We start from the raw sequence: 25,695 nt of genomic DNA on the forward strand, positions 1-25,695 counted from the left end.
TCTCTCCTGTTATCCGTTTTGCAAACGCTACGCCGGCCAAAAGGGTTCCCCTTTGGCCGCGCGAATCGCCGGAAAATCAGCTTGGAGATTGCTGTTATCCGACCGGATATCCCTCGTGGGGATTGGCGACTTCGCTGCCGTTTATAGACAGAGTGTAGCCTTCAGCATTGGACGCTTTTGAGACCGAAATGCGGTATTTGCTTCCGCCGCGCTTGATCTCTGCCGCAAACCCGTCCCAATTGGAAGGGAGCGACGGGTTCACAAAAAGTTGTCCACCCTTTAGCCGGATACCGAGGATGCCTTCTACCGCCGCGCGGTAGAGCCAGCCGGCCGAACCCGTGTACCAGGTCCAGCCGCCACGCCCGATATAGGGATCGTCGCCGTAGACATCGGCCGCTACGACGTAGGGCTCTACGCGGTACCGTTCGGCCGCCGCCTTATTCAGCGAATGGGTGATCGGATTGAGGATTTGGAAGCAACGCAGCGCGTCGTCCCCCCGTTTCAAATTTGCCAGTGCCATGACCACCCAAGTCGAGGCATGTGTGTATTGGCCACCGTTCTCGCGAACGCCGGGCGGATAGGCCTTGATATAGCCCGGATCCTTTGACGACTTCTCGAAAGGCGGCGTGAAGAGGCGGATGACCCGCGCCTCCTCATCCACCAACTGGGCGAGCACCGCATCCATCGCTTTGGCGGCCCGCTCCGAATCGCCTTCGCCCGAGAGCACACTCCAGGACTGGGCGATCGAATCGATCTGGCATTCCAGGTTTTCCTTCGATCCGAGCGGCGTGCCGTCATCGAATGTGCCGCGACGATAATAACCGCCATCCCACGCAGCGCTTTCGAGCGCCCTCTTGAGTTCGGTGAGGTGGGTCCTCCAGCGTTCGGCACGAGCCTTGTCGCCCCGTTCTTCGGCATATGGGACGAAAGAGCGCAGTGTGCCGGCAAGGAACCAGCCGAGCCAGACGCTCGTGCCCTGGCCGCCGATGCCGACTCGGTTCATGCCGTCATTCCAGTCGCCGCCGAGGAAGAGCGGCAGGCCGTTTGTGCCCTTGCGGGCAATGGCGAGATCGAGCGCCAGGGCCGCATGTTCGTAGACGCTTGCCGTATCCTCGGACATCTCCGGCTTGGAGAAGGAGTCGTGCTGACCTTCCAGCAGCGCCGGGCCTTCAAGAAAGGGAAGCTGCTCGTCAAGCACGCTCCTGTCGCCACTGACGCTGCAATAATGATCGATCGCATAAGCGAGCCATACAACGTCGTCGGAAATCATGGTGCGCACGCCGGCGCCCGTTCCCGGCAGCCACCAGTGCTGCACGTCGCCTTCGCGGAACTGACGCGAGGCGGCGTTGACGATCTGGCGCCGCGCAAGCGCAGGTTCCTGCAGCACAAAGGCGAGCGTATCCTGCAATTGGTCGCGGAAGCCGAAGGCACCGCTCGCCTGATAGAAGGCGGTGCGGGCCATGATGCGGCAGCCGAGGCTTTGATAGGGCAGCCAGGTATTGACGAGATTGTTCATGCCCTGATCCGGCGTCGAAATCTGCAGCTTGCCGGTGAATTCCTGCCAGAAGCCCTGGTTCGCCTGCACCGCCTCATCGAACGAGCCCTTTCGAATATCGGCAAGCAAGGCGCGCGCGGCCTCTTCCGTCGGCGCATCCCCCAGGAAGAAGGTGACGTCGCGCTCTTCGTCGGCGCCGAGCTCGATATCGATCGCAAGGATCGCTGCTGGATCGCCGTCGAGGTCCGTGGAGCCGGAAAGAGCCGCCGCTGCTGTCACAGCGAAAGGCGCCTCAATCGTCCCGGTTTTGCCAAGAAACTCACGACGACTTGCTGAGAAACTCGAAACCGTTTCGCTCGCGGCGAAGAAGGCGGTACGGCCCGAATAATCGATGCTGTAGAGGTTCGTAGCAAACAGCGCCCCTGTCTCCTCGTCGTGTTTCGACAAGATGAAGGAGGCAGTCTTCTGCGGATTATTCCCAAGGACCCATTCGACATAAGCGTAGAGCCGAAGCTTGCGGCTTTCCGAGCCTGTATTGCGCAACCGCAGGCGCTGCAGCTTCACCGGCTTCTCGCGACACACCGTCTGCGTCACTTCCAGCGCAATTTCATGCTGCATGCTGGAGAAAGTGGAATAGCCGAGACCATGCCGCGCTTCAAAGCGAATGTCGTTGCGACGGGAAAGCGTTGCAAATGGCGTCATGACCGCCCCGCTTTCGAGATCCGCTATGTAGAGGGCTTCGCCGGAACGGTTGATGACTGCATCGTTCGACCAGGAGGTGAGCTGATAATCGCGCGAATTGACGCTCCAGGTGAAACCCGCACCTTCCGCCGACACATGGAAGCCGAACTGGTCGTTCGAGATGACGTTGATCCATGGCTGTGGCGTCGCCCGCCCGCCCGGCAGACGTGTGACATATTCACGGCCGTCGCGGCTAAAGCCACCGATGCCATTCCAGAAGTCGAGATCGCCTTCCTCCTCAATGGCGACGGTCTTGATAGCCGGGGCCGGCAGGGGCGGTATGCGCTTGACCGGCATCCCCGCGCGTTCGGTCTTTTCCGTCTCCTCAAGCTCTTCCTTGCCGAGCGCAAACAGCATGAGGGTGCGGTTGATCTGATCGACCACCTTGCCGTTCCTGGCATGCAGCGTCACCCGCGAGGCAGCAATCAGTGCCTGATAGGTGCTCTCTTCCATCAAGTCCCTGCGGACCGCAAAGATGTGCTGGCGCAGGCCGTCAGCCTGGCCCATGCGGCGCACGTTTTCGCACATCGCGTCGAGCGCATGCTGCATATCCTGCACATAGGAAGAGGCCCGTTCGTTCATGATGACGAGATCGGCGGTCACGCCGCGCGAGCGCAGATATTCCTGCGCCAGCAACGCCTCGCGGGCAATCTCGAGATCCATGTCGTCATCGATGCGCAGCGTGAAGATCGGGAAATCGCCCGAAATTGCCAACGGCCAGAGCGCCGACTGCGACTGCATGCCGGTCCGGACGACCATGTGATCGCCGCGAAGCTGCATGTCCGGATAGACAAGATAACGACCGAGATGCTGGAAGGCGGCCGCCTGCTGCGAGCTGACGCCGACATGGCGCATCTGCGCCTGTGTGCGCGTCCAGGCTTGAACGAGTTCGTGGTTGAAAGCATCCGGATGGCGATAGCGGTCGACGGCCTTGTCCACCTCGGCACGATCAGGCGCCGCGATTGTCCAGAAGATCACGCTGACCTTCTTTCCGGTCGGAACGCGGACAGTACGACGCAGCGACAGGACGGGATCCAGCGTGAAACCATCAGTGCCTGAAAGCGCCGCACCTGGATCGAACGCGGCAGCGTTCGCCAGGCTGCGACCGCGGCCGAGGAACTTGCGCCGCTCGGTTTCGAATTCGGTGTGGCGCGCATCGCCGGCATTGTCGACGATCAGATGTGCGATGCTCATGGCCGCTTCGTTCGGGTCGCGCTTGTTGCGCCAGGCGCGGATAGCGTCGCCGCGCTTGTCGATCTCCGTCCTCACGAACATTCGGGCGAAAGCCGGATGTGCATTGTCCATGTCGTCCGATGCGATCACCGGTTCGAGATAGGAAGTCACTTCGATGAAGCGATCTTCCGCGCCCATATTGAACAGCGTCAGGCGGCGGGCTTCCGCATCATGTTCGGTGGCGACGATGCATTCGACCTCGCTCGTGAGCTCGCCAAGCACCTTGCTGAAGACGGCCTTCTCGTCAGCAAATTCCACCCTGACCGTTTCGCCTTCAACGCTCTTCGGTTCCGCCGTCGCCGACCACCACTCATTGGTCGCCATGTCGCGCAGGAAGATGAAGTTGCCCCAGCGATCCTCGGTCGGATCGGGCTTCCAGCGGGAGACGGAAAGACCGTTCCAGCGGGCATAACCCGCGCCCGTCGCCGTCAGCATCAGGGAATAATGACCGTTCGACAGGAAGACGAGCTCGCGGTCGCGCGATGCCGGATCGGCAAGCTTGCGGATGACCGGACGCATGAGTTCGTCCTGGATGGCGGCGGGTGTAACGGATTCGTCCTTGCCGCTCATGACCGGGATGTCGCGCGGCGCCTTTTCCTGCAGCAGCAGTTCGGCCGCTTCGATGACCGGATCCGAGTGGAAGAGCTCGCGCAACAGCCCGTCGAAAGCGACGTTGGCGACAGCCGCAATCGACATGCCGTGATGGTGCGCATAGTAGTTATAGACGACCACACATTTCTTGCCCTCAGGCACTCGTGTCGGCGTGAAATCGACGGCATCATGAAAACCGAACTTGCCGAGAGCACCGAGCTTGCGAAGCTTCTGCAGGTTTTCGAGCGCCGCCGCCGGATAATACTGGCTGGCGAGCAGCGAGGCATAGGGCGCGATGACGGCATTGTGGCCGAGACCGCGCTTCAGGCCGAGCGTCGGCACACCGAAGTTCGTGTATTGATAGTTGAGGTTATGGTCGCGGGCATTGAAAGCCGCTTCCGAGATGCCCCAGGGCGTACCGAGCTTGCGGGCATGGTTCATCTGCTCGACGATGACGAGATTGTTGGTCTGGTTGAGAATGCCGCCGCCGCGCTCCTGCATGACGAGCGGGGCCATCAGATATTCGAACATCGAACCGGACCAGGAAACCAGCGCGCCACGCGAACCGACCGGCACGACCTGGCGGCCAAGCTTGTACCAATGCTCCGTCGGCAGGTCACCTTTGGCGATGCCGAAGAGTGAGGTCAGGCGGCATTCGGACGCGAGAAGGTCGTAGCAGGCAGCATCCAGTTCGCCGCTTTCCACACGGTAGCCGATCGACAGCAGGCGACGCTCCGAACGGAACAGAAAGCCGAAATCCATCGAAAAGGCGAGATCGCGCGCCTTGTCGCGAAGTGCGACGAGGCGCGGACGCAAGGCATCGATATTGGAAAGGTCGAAGGTACTATCGGAGATATGTGCCTCGCAGACCTTGACGAGCGAAGCCGCCCACAACGTGACCTCTTCCGTCTGCTTCGACTTCACCTCATGATGCAGGTTGCCGGCGAGGTTCTGAATGTCGCGCGCCAGGACCGCGAGGTTGATGACACGGATCGAGGCAAACTCGTGCTCGCGCTTGACCGCGGCAAGCGCGTTCTGGAAGCCGGCGATGCGCTCTTCCAGACGGCGGCGCAGCGGCCGCACGGTCTTGCGGTCGTCAGGCAGGTCGTCCAACACTTCACCGAGAATGCCGGCCGTATCACCGACACCGTCGAGATTGCCCTGGACATGTGCCGAGGGCGCCTCCGCCCAGTCGCGGCAGGCTGAGGAAATGGCAATCAGGTGACCGGCGAGATTACCGCTGTCGACCGCCGAAACATAGCGAGGCCCCAGCGTCTGCAGCGTATCGGTGTGATACCAGTTGAAGAGATGGCCGCGGAACTTTTCCATGCGGTCGACCGTGGCGACCGTCTGCTCCAGGCGCTCGATCGTCTCCTCGAAGGAGAACCATCCGAAATAGCGGCCGGAAATGACGGACAGGAGATAGACGCCAATATTTGTGGGCGAAGTGCGCGTCGCCACGATGACATGCGGCGTTTCCTGCACGTTGTCGGGCGGCAGATAGTTCTGCTCCTCCGTCGTGAAGGTTTCGAAGTATCGCCAGGTGCGACGCGCGACCTTTCGCAACTCGTCGGAGACGTCATCCGGCACGTCGAGACGATCTTCCGTCTCGGCCGACTGGCTTACATACCAGGCGACGGCTGGTGACAGGATCCAGAGGAGCGCGAAGGGAATACCAACGAGGAAGGCGTCGTCGCCTGACAGCGCCGCAAAACCTATCGCCAGGACCGCGAGGACCGGCGCATGCCACATCGCTTCGTAATAGGAAAGAATGGTGCCCTGCTTGCCGGCCTGGACGCTGGCCGCAGTACGCCACTGGAGCATCAGCCTGTGGCTGACGAACAGGCGGTATAGCGAACGGCTGATCGCATCCGCCATCATGCAGGCAGAGTCGGCGATGAAGATGATGCGCAGCGCCACCTGAGCATTGGCAGCCGTGATATCCGACCAGACGGTATGGAGATGAGCGCTGGCGACGATATCGCTGCTGCGCGGAATGATGCCGCTGACGAGCGACAGGGTGGGCGCCACGAACAGGCAGGAGATCAGCAGGATCTGCCAGATCAGCGCGCCGAACGGCTCCATCAGATACCAGCCGAGCACGGAAGCGAAGAACCAGGCGATCGGTGTCAGCGACCGGCGCAAATTATCGAACATCTTCCAGCGGCCGAGCGCGGTGACGCCGTATTTCGGATTGAGCATATAGGGCAGGAGCTGCCAGTCGCCGCGAGCCCAGCGATGCTGCCGCGAGGTCTCGACCTCATAGCGGACCGGGAAATCTTCGACGAGTTCGAGATCGGTGACGAGCGCGCAGCGCGCCATCGACCCCTCGAGAAGGTCGTGGCTGAGCACCGAATTCTCTGCGATGCGGCCTTTCAGCGAAGCCTCGAAAGCATCGACATGATAGAGGCCCTTGCCGGTGAACGTGCCCTCGCCGGCAAGATCCTGATAGACATCCGAAACCGTGAAAACATACGGGTCGAGACCGCGGTTGATCGAAAAGACGCGCTGGAAGACCGACGCATCCTTGCCCGTCGTCAGCGACGGCGTCACGCGCGGCTGCAGAATACCATAACCGCTTTCGACTCGACCAGTTTCCGGGTTGATGACCGGCCGGTTGATCGGGTGATGGAGCTTGCCGACGAGTTTGGTGACGGTATCACGCATGAGGCGGGTATCGGCATCGAGCGTCATGACGTATTTGATATCGGCAGGCACGGTATTGGCGCCTGGCAGGTAGGTCGTGTCGCGGTCGCCGCGCAGCAGCAGGTTCAGCTCGTGCAACTTGCCGCGCTTGCGCTCCCAGCCCATCCATACACCCTCGGACGGATTGTAGAGGCGGCGGCGATGCAGGAGATGGAAGCGCGTCCCGCCGTCATAGGCATAACGAGCTGAGAGATTGGCAACTTCACGGCGTGCATATTCCAGCACGTCCAGATCGGAAGAGCTTTCCTCCACATCGCTGTCCGGCCAATCGCTGAGCAGTGCAAAATGGATTTCGCCGTGCGGATTGGCGAGATAATGAACCTCGAGATTGCGCACCATCTCGTCAACGCTGTCACGATCGGAAATCAGACAAGGCACGACGACGAGCGTGCGCGCATCGTCAGGGATACCCCGCTTGAACTCGTAACCGACGAGCCGCGCCGGCGTGACGAAGAAGGACAGCACGGTATTGAAGAGGCCATTTGCACCTTCCGACGCCGGCAGCGAGAATAGGATGAGCAGCAGGGCGATTTCGATCGACGCCATGCCGGCAATGGCCATGAACCCGCCGACAACAGCCATGGCGATGATCGTGATCAGCACGACCGGAACGGCGATCGCCATCCAATTGAACTTGCGGACGGCGCGGAAGACGTGCTGCGCCAGCGTTGGACGGTAATCCGCGCGCGCTTCGAACTTCAGGCGTTGAGCGCCTGTAATGAAGCCGCCGATATCAGGCTCATGCGGCTGCGCCTCGTCGGAATGCCTGACCTCAGCCACCATGTCGACGGCGAGTTGGGCGATTTGCACCTCGCTCAGCGGCGAGCGTCTGGCAAGCTTTTCGATCTGCCTGCGATAGCTGTTGCGCGAACCGGGATCGAGATCACCGTAGTCGGACTTGTCCCAGAGCAACCTGTCGACATGGCTGACCTGCTCGATCCAGACCGACCACTCCGTATCGTTGATCTCGCGTAGGCTGCGGATGATATTGCCCGTTGTGACATTGCCGGCAGAGAGGCGGCTATGCTCCGCCATCGTCACTTCTTCGCTGTCACGCCCGAGCCGCTCCAGCCGCTGGTCCAACCAGGAGATCGCCATGCTCGAAGTCTGCGAACCATCACGCATGCGGTAGAGGAATTGCGTCGAGAAAGTATTGTCCTCGGCAAGTTCCTCCAGCGTCCTCAGATAGGCGGCAGCCTTTGCGGTGTCGGCTAAGCGAACCAGTACGTCGGCGGCCTCATTGGCGCGGCGGCGCATGCCGCGGCTGCGCTCGACTCGGCTCGAAATACGGCGGAGGTTTTCGACCAGCACGTAGCGCACCAGAGACGGCAGCGCCCAGAGCTCGCCAATTCTCAGTGTCTCATGCTGCTGGAAGCCATCGACGAGCGCCGTCAGGCTTTCCTGCGAGATGGTGCTGTGGGTATGGGCGACATAGAGCCAGGCCAGTACGAGCGTGCGCGGGATTTCGGCATCGCCGATATCAGTCAAAGGCAGTTCGCGATAGAAGCGGCGCGGGAAATCACGACGGACTTCCTGGATAGCTTCTTCGACGATGTAATGATTGTCGAGCAGCCATTCCGCGGCTGGCGTGATCCTCCCGCCGGCCTCGGCGTCGGCCGCTGTCGTGCGGTAGACGCGCAGGATTTCCTTCTCGTTCTCCCTGTGGCGCGCGAAGAAATCGAACGGTGCGAAGCCTGGCAACTCGTTCACAGTACGGCAGGCGACGCTTTCACCCATTGCCCTGATGTCCTCATTGGACAGATAGGTTGAGCGGATCGAATCACTGTGGTCGATCTGCTTCTTCTCAGACTCGCGCGGTAGGCTCGGAGACGGATTGGCAATGGACATAGGTTCGGTTCTGGATCCAAACGACATTGTTGAATGTGGGCGGGCTTTCTACATTGCTTATGATGCCTCTCGCATGAACGGACCGATCCTCGCCGACGGCCGGAAAACCAAGATAAACGAGCGGTCCGAGAGCGTTGCAGCAAGGGAGCGACCCCATTCAGCCGTGACTTTGCGATGGTCACGGGTGCCCGATACCCTCCCCGCAAGGCCATTCGGGAAAGTTGGACAGGCTTGCGATAATTCAAGTCGTGAGACCTGTTTCCAGAGCGCCATACGCCCATGCGGACGCACTAAGGACGCCCTAGCTCTTTGAATCTACGCATCAGGCTTTCCGTAAGTCGCCCGACCCACAGGCATGAAAAGCCGCGTGGATGACGTCCATGGGCTGGACGGCCTTATCAGCGCCTCACGCCTAATTTCGGGGATGAGCGGGATTTCGCGGAACAGGTGAAGATGGATGATGGCCGGGATCGGGATACCCAGCGACCACAGCAGGATGCCTCTCATGACCATTCTCCAAGTCGAACACCAAAGTGTCAGGAGAATGCCGCTGCATCCCAATTGTTCCAGATAGGGAAATGATCGATCAGGCGAGCGCCATCAGGTAGCGCCCGGAACGAGCCGTCTCAGCCGACGACGCCGAAAACCATTGCGACGACGAAAAGGAATGCCGCCGTGAAAATCGTTGCATGGATCGCGGTCTGAATCTTGTGCCGCGTGGTGACCGGCTTCTTGGCCGATACGGATCCGTACTGGTTCACATGAGTATGCGAAATACCCAGATTTGCCATGTGTCGCCTCCGTCTGTTTGTTTTTGCGGCCGGACAGCCAGCTCGCATTTATTTTCTTACATTCTCTATAAGGTAGGTAGAGATAAATTTCCGTCCAGAGCAGACGAAAGAGAAAATCCACCCAGGCTTCTGCTCAGCAGAGCGTGCGCCACGCCCAAATCCAGGAACGCTCTGCAGCGTTGTCGCCCTGGGGTGTGTTGGGGGATGTTTCGATCAACCGGCGATCCTTTTCCGCCGGGATAGTAACGGAGGCGGTTTCCCTCCGCTCGGCCTTAACAGGTGGATCGAGGTAACCCATGGTCATCCCACCGAGAAAGAACATGCCTCAACCTCCATCGATCACGAAAGCTAACGGTCGTTAACGCGATCATGACAGAACTAAGGCAGCTGTCAATAGTCTAGTCGAATGGTCGTGTTTTAGGAAACCATTATCCTTAACGTCGACGCGGTGCGAGATTTTTCAAAGGTTTGAAAACATTGGCTTTCAAGCCTTTACGAAACCCTTGCTCGCGATCATCAAATTTCGCGTGTACTCTTCGTGAACACTGCCGGCGGCAAGTTCAGCCGATGTCAGCCGTTCAACGACGGCACCGCCACGCATCACAGCAAGCCTCCCACACATATGGGTGATGACACCGAGATCATGGCTGACCATGACGAAGGTTAGGTTCCGGTCGCGGCGGATCTGTTCGAGAAGGTTGAGAACTTCGGCCTGCACGGAGGCATCGAGCGCCGATGTCGGCTCATCGAGCAACAGGATCGACGGTTCGACGATCAGTGCGCGGGCAATCGCCACACGCTGCCGCTGGCCGCCGGAAAGCTGATGCGGATAGCGGAAGCGGAAGCCATTGCCGAGCCCGACCTCGTCGAGCGCGCGGGCAATGCGCTTCTCGCTATCACCTATGCCATGGATCGCCAGCGGTTCTAGAAGCAGCCGGTCGACGGTTTGGCGAGGATGCAGCGAGCCGTAGGGGTCTTGAAACACCATCTGGACGCTTCGGTAAAAGTTCCTGCTGCGCTTTGCACCCTTCAGAACCTCGCCGTGAACGCGGACGATACCCTCGCTGACGGGCGCGAGCCCTGCAACGGCTCGCAGCAACGTCGACTTGCCCGAGCCGGACTCACCGACGAGCCCGAAGGATTCGCCACTTTCGATGGAGACACTCACATCCTTCAGCGCATAAAAATGGTCGTAGACGACACCGAGATGGTCTGCAGATAGCGCTGTACTCATGCAGCCCACTCCGGTTTGCGGTCGAGGACGGGCAGCGGATGCCTGTTTTCACCGATCTGCGGCATGCAGTTGAGCAGCCCCTGCGTATAGGGATGCTTCGCGTTGCGAAGCTCGGATGCGGCGATCTCTTCGACGATCCGGCCGGCATACATGACGATGACGCGGTCGCAGAAGGAGGAGACCAGCCTCAGATCGTGGGAGACGAAGATCAGCCCCATGCCGCGTTCGGACACCAGCCGGTCCATGATCCTGAGCACGTCGAGCTGGACCGTAACGTCGAGGGCCGAGGTAGGCTCGTCGGCAATCAGCAATTCCGGCCCAGCGATCAGCATCATGGCGATCATCGCGCGCTGGCCCATGCCGCCCGAAACCTCGTGCGGATAGAGATCGAAGACCCGATGGGGGTCGCGGATCTGCACTGCTTCCAGCATGGAAAGCGCACGGTCGCGCGCCTCACCCTTGCCAACCTTCTCATGCGTGCGCAGCGTTTCGCAGATCTGCTTGCCGATGGTCATGACCGGATCGAGCGAATATTTCGGATCCTGCAGGATCATGGCGATGCGCTTGCCGCGCAGCCTGCGCCGTTCGACAGCCGAAGCCTTCAGAAGATCGATGCCGCTGAAATTCAATGTGTCGGCGGTAACGATGCCGTGCTTTGGCGTCAGGCCCATAATGGCGCGGCCGGTCTGCGATTTGCCGGAGCCGGATTCGCCGACGATACCAAGCCGCTCCTTGCCGAGCGTGAACGAAACGCCGCGTACGGCTTCGATCACACCGGTGCGGGTCGGATAGCTGACTCGCAGGTTTTTCACAGTCAGAAGCGAACTCATTGGCCGGCCTCCTTCGGATCGAGCGCATCGCGCAGGCCGTCACCCAGAAGGTTGAAGCCGAGGCTGACGACGAGGATGGCGATGCCGGGCATGGCCGCGACCCACCATTGGTCGAGGATGAAACGGCGGCCGGAGGCAATCATCGCCCCCCATTCCGGCAGCGGCGGCTGGGCACCGAGACCGAGGAAGCCAAGGCCGGCAGCGGTCAGGATGATGCCCGCCATGTCGAGGGTCACACGAACGATCAGCGAGGACATGCAGAGCGGCATGACGTGCCGCACGATGATCCGCAACGGCGAGGCGCCCATCAGTTTAACCGCCGATATGTAATCGGAGCGGCGAACCGTCAGCGTCTCGGCGCGGGCGATGCGCGCATAGGGCGGCCAGGACGTGATGGCAATGGCGATGATGGCGTTCTGGATGCCCGGTCCAAGCGCTGCGACGAAGGCGAGCGCCAGAACCAGCTTCGGAAAGGCAAGGAAGATATCGGTGATGCGCATCAGCGTCGCATCCACCCATCCGCCGGCATAACCCGACACCGTACCGACAATGAGGCCGACCGGTGCCGAGATGATGGCGACCAGCACGACAACGAGCAGCGTCAGCCGCGAACCGTAAACGAGGCGCGAGAAGATATCGCGGCCCTGATCATCGGTGCCGAGCAGATAGCCGGCGCTACCGGGCGGCAGTAAGCGGGCATTCTTGAGATCGCCGACAACGGGATTGTGAGTGGCGATGACATTGGCAAAGGCAGCAATCAGCAGCAGCGCCACGATGATGAGCAGGCCGACGACGGCGAGCCGGTTCGCGGTAAACTGCCGCCACGTGACATAGGCGCGGCCGAGCCGGGCCTGCATGCGCGACTGAGGCCGGTCGGACAGCAGCCACTCGCGGCGGCTGATCGGCGTGGAAGGAACCGTCATCGGTTGCGCGTCCTCGGGTCGAGTATCCGATAAAGAAGATCGGAAATGAGATTGATGCCGACAAAGACCGTGCCGATGACGATCGTGCCGCCAAGCACGGCGTTCATATCGGCACTCTGCAGCGAATTGGTGATGTAGAGGCCTATACCAGGCCAGGAAAAAACCGTCTCCGTCAGCACCGAGCCTTCAAGCAGGCCGGCATAGGAGAGTGCGATGACGGTCACCAGCGGCACCGCCGCATTTCTCAGCGCATGGCCCCAGATCACCCGCGTTTCCGAAAGCCCCTTGGCGCGGGCCGCCACCACATATTCCTGCGACAGCTCGTTCAGCATGAAGCTGCGGGTCATGCGGCTGATATAAGCGAGCGAAAAATAACCGAGCAGGCAGGCCGGCAGGATGATGTGGCGGAAGACATCATAAAAGACATCCCACTGCCCCTGCCACGCACTGTCGAGAAGATAGAAGCCGGTGACCGGCGTAAAACTGTATTCGTAGACGATATCGATGCGGCCGGGGAAAGCCACCCAGCGCAGTTGCGCATAGAAGATGACGAGGGAGATCAGTGCCAGCCAGAAGATCGGCACCGAATAACCGACAAGGCCGATGACGCGGACGACCTGGTCGGCAATGCTGCCACGGCGCACAGCGGCCAGCACGCCGAGTGGCACGCCGATGACCGATCCGATGATCGTGCCGACGGTCGCAAGCTCCAGCGTCGCCGGAAAGACACGGCGAATATCAACCATGACCGGATTGGTGGTCAGGACTGAAGTACCGAAATCGCCGGAAAGGATGCCTTTCAGGTAAATATAGAACTGTTCGTAGAGCGGCAGGTCGAAGCCCATCTCGCGGCGCACGCGCTCCACGACATGGCTCGGTGCGCGGTCGCCGAGAATGGCGAGCACGGGATCGATCGGCACGACGCGGCCGATGAAGAAGGTGACGGCCAGAAGGCCGAGATAGGTGGTGACGGCGGCGAAGAGGAAGCGCCCCAGCGCCTTTGCAAAGGAGAGTGCACGGCCCTTGCGGGGCCGCGCCTCCTGTCTTGTTTCGACAATGCTCACTGGATCAGCCTAGCCGGCTCATCACTTCGCGATCGGGCCTACATAGTTGGTGTCGAAGCTCGGCCCCAATTTGAAGTCCTTAAGGCTCTTGCGATAGCCCGCCACTTCAATCTGCTGGAAGATGATGACGAACGGGCTGTTGGCCAGGAACTTCTTCTGGACATCCTCGTACATGGCGGCGCGCTTGGCAGCGTCGCGTTCGAGCAGGGCAGCCTTCGTCACCTTGTCGAGCTCGGGCGCTTCCCAGGTATTGCGCCATGCGAGCGTCTTCACCGTACCGGCGTCGGAATTGTCAGGGTTGGAGGTGAAGGTGTCGGCGTTGGAGTTCGGGTCGAAATAGTCCGAGCCCCATTGGCCGATATACATGTCGTGCGTGCGGGCGCGGTACTTGGTCAGCGTCTGCTTGCCGTCGCCGGGAATGATTTCCATCTTCACGCCGGCCTGGGCGAGCGTCTGCTGCATGGATTCGGCAATGCCGGTTACCGGCTGCGTGTTGCGCACATCCATGGTGACCGAGAAACCATCCGGCAGACCCGCCTTGGCGAGCAGTTCCTTCGCCTTGGCGACGTCGAGCTTGTAGGGGTTCTCGTTCAGCGCACCGAGCTGGCCGGTCGGCAGGAAGGTCTGGTGGATCTCGCCGATACCCTTGATGAGGGTCGCACCGATCGCGTCGTAATCGACGAGATACTTGAAGGCTTCCTGGACTTCAGGCTTCTTCAGGTTCTCGTTCTTGCTGTTGAGGCTGACGTAATAGACCGTGCTCTTCGGCGCATTGGTTGTCGCCAGATCCGCATTCTTGGAAACGGCATCGAGATCACCCGGCTCCAGGTTGCGGGCGATATCGATATCGCCGGCCTCGAGCGCCAGGCGCTGCGCCGAGCTCTCCTTCATGTAGCGATAGATGACGCGGGCAAGCTTTGCCTTTTCGCCGTAGTAATTGTCGTTGCGTTCCATGACGACGACTTCGTTGGCACGCCATTCGCGCAGCTTGAAGGCACCGGAACCGGCATAATTCGTCTTCAGCCACTCATTGCCGAAATCGTTGTCATACTTGTGGTCGGCATCGACGGTGACGGACTTCACATGATCCATGACCAGCTTCTTGTCGACGACGGAAGCGACGGTTGCCGTCAGGCAGTTCAGCACGAAGCTCGGCGCATAGGGCTTGTCGACGGTGAAGGTAAAGGTGGTCGGATCGACAGCCTTTGCCTTTTCGGTGACATTGTCACCGGTCAGACCGAACTGAGTAAGAATGAAGGCCGGGCTCTTGTCGAGCTTGACGGCACGCTCGAAGGACCAGGCCACGTCTTCGGCAGTGATCGGGTTGCCGGAGGCGAACTTCAGATCCGGCTTCAGCTTGAACGTATAGGTCAGGCCGTCATCGGAAACGGTCCAGCTGTCGGCGAGATCGCCCTTGATCTTCGACGTGTCGTTCATGTCGAGGCGAACGAGCAGGCTGTAGGTATTGCTGGTGACTTCTGCTGTCGAAAGCTCGAAAGCCTCGCCCGGATCCATCGTGATGATGTCGTCGATGGCAAAACCTTCAACGAGCGTATCCTTCGGCGTCTCAGCGAAAGCAGCAGGCGCAGCTACCATCAGGAGCGAAAGGGCCGCTCCCGCGGAAAGAAGTCGGAAGCTACGGTTGAGTTTGGTAATCATCGTGGTTTGTTCCCCTGTTTTGATTGATTACTAAGTATTATTTGGTTTCAGACGTCCTCTTCCCTCCACGCCGAAGCCAGAATGCGAAGCCAGTTTTCGCTGGCCATTTTGGTTAAGTCCTCCGCACCATAGCCAGCTTGCCGGAGAGCGGCAATCAGCCTCTGGTTGCCCGAGGCATCACCGATTTCTTCCGGAATGGTAGCACCATCGAAATCCGAACCGAACGCCACGCAGTCGATCCCGACGCGGTTCACGAGGTAATCGATATGGCGGATCATGTCGGAGAGCGGCGTGTCTGCCTCAGAGCGGCCATCCGGTCGCAGCATGGCGGTGGCATAGTTCACGCCGACGAGACCGCGGCTCTCGCGGATCGCATCGAGCTGCCTGTCGGTGAGGTTGCGCGCCACCTGCGTCAGCGCGTGGACGTTGGAATGGCTTGCCACGAGCGGTTGGTCGGTCGTCTCCGCCACATCCCAGAAACCCTTTTCGGTGATATGGGCGAGATCGATCATGATGCCGAGACGGTTGCACTCGCGCACCAGCGCGAAGCCGGCTTCCGTCAGGCCCGGCGCCGTATCCGGCGAACTGGGGAAAGCGAAGGGCACGCCATGGCCGAAAATGTTGTGGCGGCTCCAGACAGGCCCCAGCGAACGCAGGCCAGCGGCATGGAAGACTTCGAGCGCGGCGAGATCGGCGCCGATCGCCTCACAGCCTTCGATATGCATGACGGCGGCGAAAATGCCTGATGCCATCGCTTTGCGGATATCCTTGACCGAACGGCAGAGCTTCCAGGCGCCGGCACGGTCGAGCCTGAGCGCGATCGCCGCCATTTCCGTGGCGATCGCGAGCGACGGCAGCGGATCGAGAGGGGCGGCAAGCGGCGTCGCGTAGTGGCCGTTCGCATCGGGATCGGCAAAGACCAGATCGCCCGACGGAATGTAGATGGCGCAGAGGCCACCAGCCAGACCGCCCGCCCTCGCCCGGGGAGCATCTATATGCCCTGCTGTCGTGCGATCAGCGAATTCCGCAACCGGATCGCTACCGTCTTTCGCATGGGTCCAGAGTCGAAGGAGAACGTCGTTGTGGCCGTCGAATACGAGTTGCATCTGCTTTCCTGCGCTGCCCGAACGGGCGGATCGAAGCGGCAAGAATAGAAAAGCTGACGGAAAGCGCCACCTATTTTTTTACAAATGCGCAATGTGGAAAGCATGCAATTTTGCGATGCAAAAAGGTAACGTCGCAAATACCCTGGATGCCGCGGTCCACAGGCTGAATCGCCGCGGAATGTCTTTTCTGCCAATGATTTGAGAGAACCCCATGAGTGAGGAAATTTTCCAGGCGCTTATTCGACAATACCCGGATGCCAGACTGACGGCCGCCGACCAGCCCTTACCGGAAGCCGATTTTGAGGCACAGAAACATAAGCACTTTTCCCGCCGGGCATTGGGTGGAGCGATCGGCATCATCCATAATGCCAGAGGCCAAATCGTCCTGGCGAAGAGAAGCGGCATGCATACCGGCTGGTCTCTGCCGGGCGGAACGGTCGAAGAAGGCGAGGATTTCTCCGCCGCATTTCGCCGGGAGATAATAGAAGAAATCGGCGTGTCCTTGGATCTGGTCGAGCCGATCGAAATCGAACGAAAAAAGTTTATTTCACCACAAGGCGAAAGCTTCGATTTTCTGCTCACCGTTTTCGAAGCACGGATGCGTGAGGAAGAGCTGCCGGGACCAACAGATGACGCCATCGCAGAGGGACTGGAAATCGCTCTCTTCTACCTCGCCGATATTCCGTCCGAGATGATTTTGGGTGATCGTCAGAAACTCACGCACCATCTGAAGACATCATAAGCCCTGCATCCTCGTCGTGATCACAGCCATTCCCCATAAAACAATGAAGGGGCCGAAGCCCCTTTTTCCGGTTCAGTGCTTGGTTCGTTTCTTCTGCCTATAGACGTCGATGACGACGGCCGCGATGATGATGACGCCCTTGACGATTTCCTGGTAATAGGCGTCGATCCTGAGGAAAGTGAAGCCTGACGTCATGACGCCGAGGATGATGGTGCCGATGACCGTGCCGGTGATCCGCCCGACGCCGCCTGTCAGCGAGGTACCGCCGATGACGGTCGCAGCAATCGCATCAAGCTCATATCCGACGCCCATGCTTGCCTGCGCGGTTTCTGCCCGCGCCGCCGTGACGATACCTGCAAGTCCGGCAAGCAATCCCGCGATCACATAGACCTTGACGAGATGCGCCTCGATGTTGATGCCGGAAACGCGGGCCGCCTGCGGATTAGCGCCGATGGCATAGGTGAACTTTCCGTAGCGGGTGTAGCGCAACGCAATGTGGAAGATCAGCGCGACGATCAGAAACACGACAACCGGCCATGCCTTGGTTCCGATAAAATGGAACTGTTCGGTAATCCCCGAAACCGGCTGTCCCTTGGTATACCACTTGGCCACCCCCCTGGCCGAAACGAACATTCCGAGCGTTGCGATGAACGGAGGGATCTTCGTATAGGCGATGAGCGCGCCGTTTATGAGGCCGGCGGTTGCCCCGATCAACAGCCCCACGACGATAGGCACGAGGGCAGGCAAATCGGTCAGCGAGGGAAACACAGCCCGCCCCCAGGTTGAGGACTGGGCAAAACTTGTTGCGATCATCGCTGTCATGCCGACGACCGAGCCCGAAGAAAGATCGATACCGCCGGTGATGATGACCTGGGTGACGCCGACGGCGATGATGCCGATGACGGAGACCTGCAGGATCATGATCGTCAGGCGCTGTGAATTTACGAGGAAACTCTGGCCGATGAAGATCCAGCCGAGGATTTCGTAAATGAGCGCAATGCCGACCAGCACGAGGAAGATGCTGAGTTCAGGCGGCACGCGCCGTCGCCTCGGCCTGGTTGCGAGCGGGGCTGCGCCCTCTGCTGCCTTGATAGTCATGTCAAACCTCCCTTCAGCGATCCCGGCTCACACGCAATCACTGCGCGGCAAGCTCCATCACCTTGATCTGCGTTGCTTCATCGCGATTGAGAAAACCGGTGACGCGCCCCTCGTGCATCACCATGATGCGGTCGCTCATGCCGAGAACCTCCGGCATCTCCGAGGAAATCATGATCACGGCGACGCCGTTGCGCGCCATCTCGGTGACCAGCCGGTGGATTTCCGCCTTTGCCCCGACATCGATGCCGCGCGTCGGCTCGTCGAGGATCAGAATCTTCGGATTGGTGAGCAGCCATCGGCCGATCAGCACCTTCTGCTGATTGCCGCCCGAGAGGTTCTCGACACGCTCATAAAGGTTCGGCGTCTTGACGCGCAGCTTTCGCGCCATGTCCTCGCAGGTTTCCTCGATGGCGCCTTCCTGCACGAAGCCGCCCTTGACGAACTTGTCGTGCAGCACGGCGACTTGCATGTTTTCGAGAACGTTGAGGATGAGAAGACAGCCCGTGTCCTTTCGGTCTTCCGTAAGAAAGGCCATGTGATTGCGGATCGCCACCGTCGGCGAGATGATCTCAACCTGCTTGCCGAAAAGCTCGATCGTGCCGGAGCTCGCCGGCGTCACGCCGAACAGCGTTTCGGCAACGTTCGACCGACCCGAGCCGACGAGGCCCGCCACTCCGAGGATTTCGCCCGCGCGCACATCGAAGGAAACGTCGCGGAAGACGCCTGATAGATTGAGGTTCTTGACCGACAGTACCACGTCGCCGATCGGCACATCTTCCTTGGGGAACATCTGGGTGATCTCGCGTCCGACCATCATGCGGATAATGTCGTCGCGGGTGACGTCGGTGGAGGCGTGCGTGCCGATATATTTGCCGTCGCGGAAAACGGAAAACTCGTCGGCGATCTCAAAGAGCTCGTTCATCTTGTGGGTGATGTAGACGATGCCGATACCCTGCGCTCTCAGATCACGGATGATGCGGAAGAGATGCTCGACCTCCCGCTCCGTCAGCGCCGAGGTCGGCTCGTCCATGATCAGCACGTCGGAATTATAGGAGACCGCTTTGGCGATCTCGACCATCTGGCGGTTGGCAACCGAGAGATACCGGACCTCGATCGCGGGGTCGATGGCGATATTGAGCCGGGCAAACAATTCCTCGGTCTGGCGATACATCGCACCGTGATCGACGAGGCCAAAGCGGTTCTTCGGTTCGCGGCGGATCCAGATATTTTCCGCCACCGTCATGAAGGGCATCAGGTTCAGTTCCTGATGGATCATGGCGATACCGTTTTCCAGCGCATCGAGCGGCGATTGCAACCGGATTTCCACGCCTTTCAGCCGGATGTCGCCCTTATCGGGAATATAGATGCCGGCAAGAATTTTCATCAGCGTGGATTTGCCCGCACCGTTTTCGCCCATCAGCGCATGCACGGAGCCGCGCTTCAGCCGAAACTGTACATCATCAAGCGCCACGACACCCGGAAACTCCTTGCGCACGCCCTCGGCGGTCAGGAGATATTCCGCATTCGGAATTGCGCCACTTGCGCGAACCGCGGCCATGGTGGTCGGGCTGACAGCCATCTGGTTTCCTCCGGATACGGATAGGTTTAAAGGATGCGGGCGTTCCGGCCCGCACCCGGTTCGTCTCGACCCGCCTCAGTTCTTGGCGACAAAGTCCTTGACGTTTTCAGGCGTGACGAGCTGGAAGGGGATGTAGACCTTCTTCTCGACCTTTTCGCCCTTGGCAATCTTGAGTGCGGCATCGAGCGCCCCCTTGCCTTGGCCGGCGGCGTCCTGGAATACAGTCACATCGAGATCGCCCGCCTGCATGGCGGCAAGCGCGTCCTGCGTGGCGTCGACACCGCCGACGACGACCTTGGTCATGTCCTTGCCGGCCGCCTTCAGCGCCTGGATAGCGCCGATCGCCATTTCGTCGTTGTTGGAGATCACGGCATCGAACTCGATGCCGCTGGAGAGCCAGTTGGTCATCAGGTCGGAGCCCTGGGTGCGGTCCCAGTTGGCCGTCTGTTCTTCCACGATCTCCAGTCCCTTGCATTCGTCCGTCTTGATGACATCATGGACGTCCTGGGTTCGCATGCGAGCCGCCTGGTTGGAAAGCTCGCCCATGATAACGACGGCCTTGCCTTTGCCACCGAGAATACGGCAGATTTCCTTGGTTTCCAGCGTGCCGGATTCCTGCTCGTTGGACGCCACGAAAGCCTGCTTTTCTGGCAGCGTGTCGACATTGACCGGCTGACGGTTGACGTAAACCAGCGGAATGCCGGCATCGGCCGCAAGCTTCGACATTGCCGTCGTCGCATCGGTATCGACAGGGTTGACGATGATCGCATCGACCTTTGAGGCGATGAAGTTCTGGATCTGGCTCTGCTGCTTGGAAACGTCGTTCTGCGCGTCTTCAACCTGCAATGTGACGCCATTGAGCGTCTTCGCATAATCGGTCATGCCGTTGCGCAGAACGGTCAGGAAGTTGTCGTCGAATTTGGCCATCGAAACGCCGACCGTTTCCGCATGGGCGGCCGTCGACAGGACGAGCGCCATCGCAGTGCCCAGAATGAATTTTCTCATTGCATTTCCTCCACAAAGCGGTGCCCGGCTGCACCCTCCTCACGCCGGGGCCTCAGACATCCGTCTGCAGGCCTTAATCCCGCGCCGCCTCTCCCGTGGCGGCCCCGTCAAAACGGAACAAACAAACCGTAAAATTTGTCTCGCGGAATATTCATTCCATTTTATCGAAACGACGTCAAGCCTCTTTGCCGATTTCGGATACGGTTGGCGGCGCGAGGCCCGCTGTTGCGGTGAACTGTGGGAGATCAGCCTGTTGCAATCCGGCCATGATCGGCAAAGAACCGTCACAGGCACTTATTGTGAAAGCCGTAGAGATCCCCATCTAGTCGAGGCCCCAACAGCCTGCGCACACCGGCTGTTTTTTGAAGATTTTGGAGACAGGACAGATGTCCATTTCGATGTATCGCCTTACCGTACCCATGTTTCAGCGCGGCATTGCCAGCCTGAAAACCTATCTCGACAAGGCCGAAGCCTATGCCGAGGAAAAGAAGATCGATCCGACCATTCTCGTAAACGCGCGTCTGGCACCGGACATGCTGCCGCTTTCCGGTCAGTACCAGCGCGCCAGCGACAGCGCGAAATTTACGCTCGCTCGCCTGACGGCGACCGACGCGCCGAAATTCGAGGATAATGAAACGACGATCGCCGAACTGCGCGAGCGTATGGCGAAGACCGAAGCCTATCTAGCCAGCTTCTCTTCGGAGGCTCTGGAAGGGAGCGACGTCAAGGATATCACGGTGCCAGGCCGCAACGGTCTGGTCGTGCCGGGCCTCGAATATGTCGCCCTCTTCGCGTTGCCGAACTTTTATTTCCACGTGACGACGGCACACGCCATCCTGCGCAATCAGGGTGCGCCGGTCGGCAAGCGGGATTTCCTCGGAAACTTCTGATGCCGAGAGCATCGGCCCGAAAATCGGAACCGATTTTCGAAAGCCTGATGCGTAATTTCCAAGAGTTAGAGCGTCCTTTGTGCGTCCGAACGGACGCACGGCGCTCTAATCAGGGTCGGTGCGTCACCGGCCCTTTTTCCGTCAGTTCGGTATAGGCAAGTGTCTGATCGAGATGTCGCGCCCGGAGCGACAGCAGCCGTTCGGCATAGCCGAGTCGTACCGACGCATAGGCCGGATCGTCGGCAAGGTTGCGCAATTCCATCGGATCTTCCGAGAGATCGAAGAGCAGCGCCGGCAATGCGGTGAAATGCACATATTTGAACCTGTTGTCGCGGATGACGGCAAGGTTCAGTTCATTCGACCGAAGGCCGAAATGCCGCTCCGCCTCGCCATGGGCGATATCGCGGAAATCGAATTCCCAGAAAGCCGCGTCCCGCCAGCCCGACGCTTCGATACCGTCGAGGAACGATGCAAGCGAGCGGCCGTCGATGCCATTGGCAGGCACAATGCCGAGCCGTTCGCAAAGCGTCGGAAACACATCGGTAGCACTGGTAAAATGATCAACGATACCACCGGCTGCGGCCGCGCCGGGATCGCGAATGACGAGCGGAATATGGTAGCTGCCGTCGAAATAGCCGCCTTTGCCGAGCATCCAGTGATCCCCCGCCATCTCTGCATGATCGGAGGTGAAGACGATGATCGTGTTGTTCCACTCACCGGCATCTTTCAGCGCTTGCCAGATGTGGCCGAGCTGGTCGTCCACTTCGGCGATCATGCCGTAGTAAATAGACCGGATGGCATCGAAATCAGCGACGTTCCAGTCGCTGAGCGGCCCTTCCGCCCCGCGGATGAAACTGCCCTTGCCGGCGCGCGGCATCGCATAGGCAAGATAGGGATGGCTCTGCTGTTCCGTTTCGCAGTCGGTGGCACGCGCAAAAGCCGGGCCTTCGCCCGGATTGAACATGCGGTTAAAGGGCTCCGGTACGGAGAAAGGCGGATGCGGCCGCAAAAAGGAAATATGCGCGAACCACGGCGCATCCTGCTCCCCCATCCAACGGATGAATTCGCCGGTCAGGAAGGCGGTCTGCGTTTCTTCACGTGAATAGGCGGGCGCCGCGTCGGAGATTTCTCCTGCCGCAGCGCCGACTGGAATGTGGATATCACGGCTGACGGCATCCTTGTGGCCGCGTGAACGCAGCCAGGAAAGCCACTGTCTTTCATGTTCCGGCAGGAGCTGGCGAGCCGTGAAACCCGGCAGCAGGCCTTCATAGGTGGTCAGATGCGGATCATTGGCATCCATATCTCTGGGATCGGGCGCCGTGTCCGTGTAGCCGAACAGCGTCGGATCGTAACCCGCCCGCCTTGCCGCCAGCGCCAGATTATCGAACCGCCGGTCGAGCGGCGATCCGTTCCGGCAGACGCGATGGTTCATCTGATAAAGGCCGGTATAAAGCGTAGCGCGCGCCGGCGAACAGGGAGCTGCACCGGCATAGTGCCGCCGGAAGAGCGTCCCTTCTTTCGCCAGAGCGTCTACATTCGGCGTCTTGACGCAGGCGTGCCCCATAGCCGAGAGGCAATCGCCGCGCCATTGATCCGCAGTGACGATGAGAACGTTGGGCTTTGAGCCGCGTTCAGTGCTGATTTGATCTCGCATGCCAGTTCCAGGCCGACTGAATGATCTGCGAGAGATCATACTGCGGCACCCAGCCCAGCACGTCCCGCGCCTTGTCGTTATTGGCGACCAGCGTATGTGAATCGCCCTCGCGACGGCCGATATACTCCACCGGGAACGGCTTCTTGGAGACATCTTCGATGGCGCCGAGCAGTTCCTTCACCGTCGTGCCGGTGCCGGTGCCGAGGTTAAGCGCGACAGACTCGCCACCTCTCAACAGATATTCGACGGCGCGCACGTGCGCATCGGCGAGATCGAGAACGTGGATATAGTCGCGCACACAGGTGCCGTCGCGCGTCTCGTAGTCGCTGCCGAAAACCTTGAAGCCCTGGCGGCGCCCCAGGGCTGCGTCGATCGCCAGCGGGATCGCATGCGTTTCCGGCTGGTGCCATTCGCCGATCCGGCCTTCGAAATCGGCGCCGGCAGCGTTGAAATAGCGCAGCACGACGGAGCGAAGGCTCTTGTACTGGTCGTAATCGGCAAGCGCCTGTTCGACGATATATTTGGTGCGGCCATAGGGATTGATCGGCACCTGGCGGTGCGTCTCATCGAGTGGCACGCTCTGGGGCAGACCGTAGGTCGCGCAGGTAGAGGAGAAGACGAAGGCATTGATACCCGCCGCCTGCGCCGCCGAGAGGAGCGTCAGCGTGCCGATGACATTGTTCTCATAGAAGGAGACCGGATCCTTGACTGATTCGCCGACCTCGATCAGCGCCGCAAAATGCAGGATCGCCGACGGTTTGTGCTTTGCCAGCACCTCATCGAGACGGGCGCGATCGCGAATGTCACCCTCTTCCGCTGGTCCCCATTTGACGAATTCGCGATGACCGTTGGAAAAATTGTCGAACACCACGGGCTTGTAGCCCTTGTTCGCCAGATCGAGACACGTGTGCGAGCCAATATAACCAGCGCCGCCGACGACCAGTACCGTTTCACCTGCCATGCATCTATCCCTTTACAAGTCACAGATGCGTGGACCTTAGCCAAATTACACGTCAGTAAAAAGTTATCTCGGTTACATATTTGCAAAAAGAAGAAGATTAGAGATGCCTTGCACACGGAATGCGCATTGGGCAGCGCGATCGGCCTGCCGGCCACACCGACGCCTTTTGCATCGAAGACATTCGTTATATCGCTAACGCCGTCGGAATGGCGCCGACATTTCGGCTCTTCCGTGGTCGAAGAGATCGGTCGACATCTGGCCGCTCAGCCTTAGCACTATAATGTTTATCGTCGATAAGCCTGCTGCATGAGTTTAAGGAAGAAAATATGAAAAAGGCGATCATCGTCTGGGGCGGCTGGCAGGGCCACGAGCCGGAGCCCTGCGCAAACATCGTTGGCGAATTGTTGCGCGAGGACGGATTTGCAGTCGAAATCACCAATGACCTCGGCATCTTCGGCTCCCCGCTTCTCGCAAATGCCGATCTTCTGGTGCCGGTCATTACCGGCGAGAAGCTGGAAAAGCCGCACGCAGATGCCCTGGTCCAAGCTGTTCGCGGCGGTCTCGGCCTCGGGGGCCATCACGGCTGCCTTGCTACTTCCTTCAAGGAAAGCGCACCCTTCCGCTACGTCTCCGGTGTCACCTGGGTTGCCCATCCCGGCAATATTATTGACTTCCAGGTTGCCATAACGCGGCAGGATGATCCGTTAATGGAAGGCATTCCGGACTTCGACTACCGCTCGGAGCAGTATTATCTGCACTACGATCCCTCGGTGGAAATCCTGGCCACCACGACCTTCACCGGCCAGTACGATCCTGCCGCGCGCAATATCGCGATGCCCGTCGTCTTCAAGCGACATTTCGGCGAAGGCCGCGTGTTCTACTCCGCACTGGGCCACGTCGCCGCCGAATTCAGCCACCCCTACATGCCCCTCATTCTCCGGCGTGGCCTCAGCTGGGCCGCTCGCCAGTAATGAGGGGTAGGACCGCAATGAACTGCGATGCTCGGCCGGCGGCTTCGATAAATATACAGAGCCGAGGAACGTTCACATCATGCTTGCGAACAAGCCGGCCTGACAACGAAAAGCCGACGGCTGACGGCTTTTGACATTCAGTATATAAAAGCGCCTCTGCGACGCCGGTCTCAGCCGATCCTAGCGAGCGGCTGTCTTGCGATGGGTGTGCCGATTGTCCTGCACCTCAGCTTCGTCATAGGCACGCATCAAGCGCCCGGCTGCCTTAAGCTTTTCGATGAGATCGCTTCCGTCGGCAGAAGCCTTGGTGGCTTCAAGTTGCTCGAATTCCCTGAGAGCCTGCGCCCAGTGGCTTTCGCCCCGATCATGCGGCCGGCCTTCCTCTTCCCAGATGGCATAAGCCCGCTGGCTGACCCAATCATCCCGATTACGACTCATTTGGAAAACCCCAGCGAGCAAATACGCCAAAACAATATCAATAGGAATAAAGTGCCAAACGGGACTTTAGGAGTCGTTACTGCGGGATGTAATTTTGCAGGATAAATTACGTCACGCAGAGTAGTTTTTCGGCAGC

Annotated in this window: 18 protein-coding genes; 3 read left to right on the plus strand and 15 right to left on the minus strand. The window is 59.7% G+C overall.

The annotated features are described in order from the left end of the window. Nucleotides 1-94: 94 nt before the first annotated feature. The 9 genes from FHT87_RS28075 to FHT87_RS28115 form a co-directional block, all read right to left on the minus strand. Nucleotides 95-8,614 (minus strand): glucoamylase family protein, encoded by an 8,520-nt coding sequence (locus FHT87_RS28075; protein WP_183805934.1) that lies wholly within the window; start codon nucleotides 8,612-8,614, stop codon nucleotides 95-97. Between the two features lie 626 nt (nucleotides 8,615-9,240). Further along, nucleotides 9,241-9,405, minus strand: a complete 165-nt coding sequence (locus FHT87_RS28080) for a hypothetical protein (RefSeq protein ID WP_183734514.1) — start codon at nucleotides 9,403-9,405, stop codon at nucleotides 9,241-9,243. Nucleotides 9,406-9,538: 133 nt separating this feature from the next. Further along, nucleotides 9,539-9,727 carry a hypothetical protein gene (locus FHT87_RS28085; RefSeq protein WP_183734515.1) on the minus strand — a complete coding sequence of 63 codons (189 nt, stop codon included), beginning with the start codon at nucleotides 9,725-9,727 and terminating at the stop codon, nucleotides 9,539-9,541. A gap of 162 nt (nucleotides 9,728-9,889) precedes the next feature. Continuing rightward, nucleotides 9,890-10,639 (minus strand): ABC transporter ATP-binding protein, encoded by a 750-nt coding sequence (locus FHT87_RS28090; RefSeq protein WP_183805936.1) that lies wholly within the window; start codon nucleotides 10,637-10,639, stop codon nucleotides 9,890-9,892. After that, complete coding sequence (locus FHT87_RS28095; protein ID WP_183734517.1) at nucleotides 10,636-11,469, minus strand: ABC transporter ATP-binding protein; 834 nt, start codon at nucleotides 11,467-11,469, stop codon at nucleotides 10,636-10,638. The genes FHT87_RS28090 and FHT87_RS28095 overlap by 4 nt, the downstream gene beginning before the upstream one ends. Continuing rightward, on the minus strand, nucleotides 11,466-12,392 hold the full coding sequence (locus FHT87_RS28100; RefSeq protein WP_183734518.1) for an ABC transporter permease: 927 nt from the start codon (nucleotides 12,390-12,392) through the stop codon (nucleotides 11,466-11,468). The genes FHT87_RS28095 and FHT87_RS28100 overlap by 4 nt, the downstream gene beginning before the upstream one ends. Continuing rightward, nucleotides 12,389-13,456: an ABC transporter permease gene (locus FHT87_RS28105; protein WP_183734519.1), complete on the minus strand. Its 1,068-nt coding sequence runs from the start codon at nucleotides 13,454-13,456 to the stop codon at nucleotides 12,389-12,391. Before FHT87_RS28105 ends, FHT87_RS28100 begins: the two co-directional genes overlap by 4 nt. 21 nt (nucleotides 13,457-13,477) lie before the next feature. Beyond that, complete coding sequence (locus FHT87_RS28110; RefSeq protein ID WP_183734520.1) at nucleotides 13,478-15,115, minus strand: ABC transporter substrate-binding protein; 1,638 nt, start codon at nucleotides 15,113-15,115, stop codon at nucleotides 13,478-13,480. A gap of 47 nt (nucleotides 15,116-15,162) precedes the next feature. After that, complete coding sequence (locus FHT87_RS28115) at nucleotides 15,163-16,221, minus strand: dipeptidase (protein ID WP_183805938.1); 1,059 nt, start codon at nucleotides 16,219-16,221, stop codon at nucleotides 15,163-15,165. A 211-nt stretch (nucleotides 16,222-16,432) separates the two neighbouring features. Between FHT87_RS28115 and FHT87_RS28120 the strand changes: the two genes are divergently transcribed. Continuing rightward, a complete protein-coding gene (locus FHT87_RS28120; protein WP_183734522.1) occupies nucleotides 16,433-16,963 on the plus strand; it encodes an NUDIX hydrolase in 531 nt (176 codons plus the stop codon). 72 nt (nucleotides 16,964-17,035) lie between these two features. On the opposite strand, the gene FHT87_RS28125 is transcribed toward FHT87_RS28120, so the two are convergent. The 3 genes from FHT87_RS28125 to FHT87_RS28135 form a co-directional block, all read right to left on the minus strand. Continuing rightward, on the minus strand, nucleotides 17,036-18,061 hold the full coding sequence (locus FHT87_RS28125) for an ABC transporter permease (protein ID WP_183805940.1): 1,026 nt from the start codon (nucleotides 18,059-18,061) through the stop codon (nucleotides 17,036-17,038). Nucleotides 18,062-18,098: 37 nt separating this feature from the next. Next, nucleotides 18,099-19,640 carry a sugar ABC transporter ATP-binding protein gene (locus FHT87_RS28130; protein ID WP_183805942.1) on the minus strand — a complete coding sequence of 514 codons (1,542 nt, stop codon included), beginning with the start codon at nucleotides 19,638-19,640 and terminating at the stop codon, nucleotides 18,099-18,101. A gap of 75 nt (nucleotides 19,641-19,715) precedes the next feature. After that, a complete protein-coding gene (locus FHT87_RS28135) occupies nucleotides 19,716-20,645 on the minus strand; it encodes a sugar ABC transporter substrate-binding protein (protein WP_183734525.1) in 930 nt (309 codons plus the stop codon). A gap of 386 nt (nucleotides 20,646-21,031) precedes the next feature. On the opposite strand from FHT87_RS28135, the gene FHT87_RS28140 reads away from it, so the two are divergent. Then, nucleotides 21,032-21,535 carry a DUF1993 domain-containing protein gene (locus FHT87_RS28140; RefSeq protein ID WP_183734526.1) on the plus strand — a complete coding sequence of 168 codons (504 nt, stop codon included), beginning with the start codon at nucleotides 21,032-21,034 and terminating at the stop codon, nucleotides 21,533-21,535. Between the two features lie 109 nt (nucleotides 21,536-21,644). Here the strand turns inward: FHT87_RS28140 and FHT87_RS28145 are convergent, their stop codons facing one another. Together FHT87_RS28145 and galE are read right to left on the minus strand one after the other, a co-directional pair. Next, on the minus strand, nucleotides 21,645-23,189 hold the full coding sequence (locus FHT87_RS28145; RefSeq protein ID WP_183805944.1) for an alkaline phosphatase family protein: 1,545 nt from the start codon (nucleotides 23,187-23,189) through the stop codon (nucleotides 21,645-21,647). Next, nucleotides 23,167-24,150 carry a UDP-glucose 4-epimerase GalE gene (galE, locus tag FHT87_RS28150; RefSeq protein ID WP_183734528.1) on the minus strand — a complete coding sequence of 328 codons (984 nt, stop codon included), beginning with the start codon at nucleotides 24,148-24,150 and terminating at the stop codon, nucleotides 23,167-23,169. The genes FHT87_RS28145 and galE overlap by 23 nt, the downstream gene beginning before the upstream one ends. Before the next feature lie 326 nt (nucleotides 24,151-24,476). Here galE and FHT87_RS28155 point away from each other — a divergent pair, with 326 nt between their 5' ends. After that, nucleotides 24,477-25,121: a ThuA domain-containing protein gene (locus tag FHT87_RS28155; RefSeq protein ID WP_183734529.1), complete on the plus strand. Its 645-nt coding sequence runs from the start codon at nucleotides 24,477-24,479 to the stop codon at nucleotides 25,119-25,121. A gap of 180 nt (nucleotides 25,122-25,301) precedes the next feature. Here FHT87_RS28155 and FHT87_RS28160 read toward each other — a convergent pair whose 3' ends face one another. Next, nucleotides 25,302-25,559, minus strand: coding sequence for a DUF2934 domain-containing protein (locus FHT87_RS28160; RefSeq protein WP_183805946.1), 258 nt, complete (start codon nucleotides 25,557-25,559; stop codon nucleotides 25,302-25,304). Nucleotides 25,560-25,695: the final 136 nt, after the last annotated feature.

Origin of the sequence: Rhizobium sp. BK316, from assembly GCF_014193695.1 — a bacterium.
In the GTDB taxonomy this organism is placed as follows: domain Bacteria; phylum Pseudomonadota; class Alphaproteobacteria; order Rhizobiales; family Rhizobiaceae; genus Rhizobium.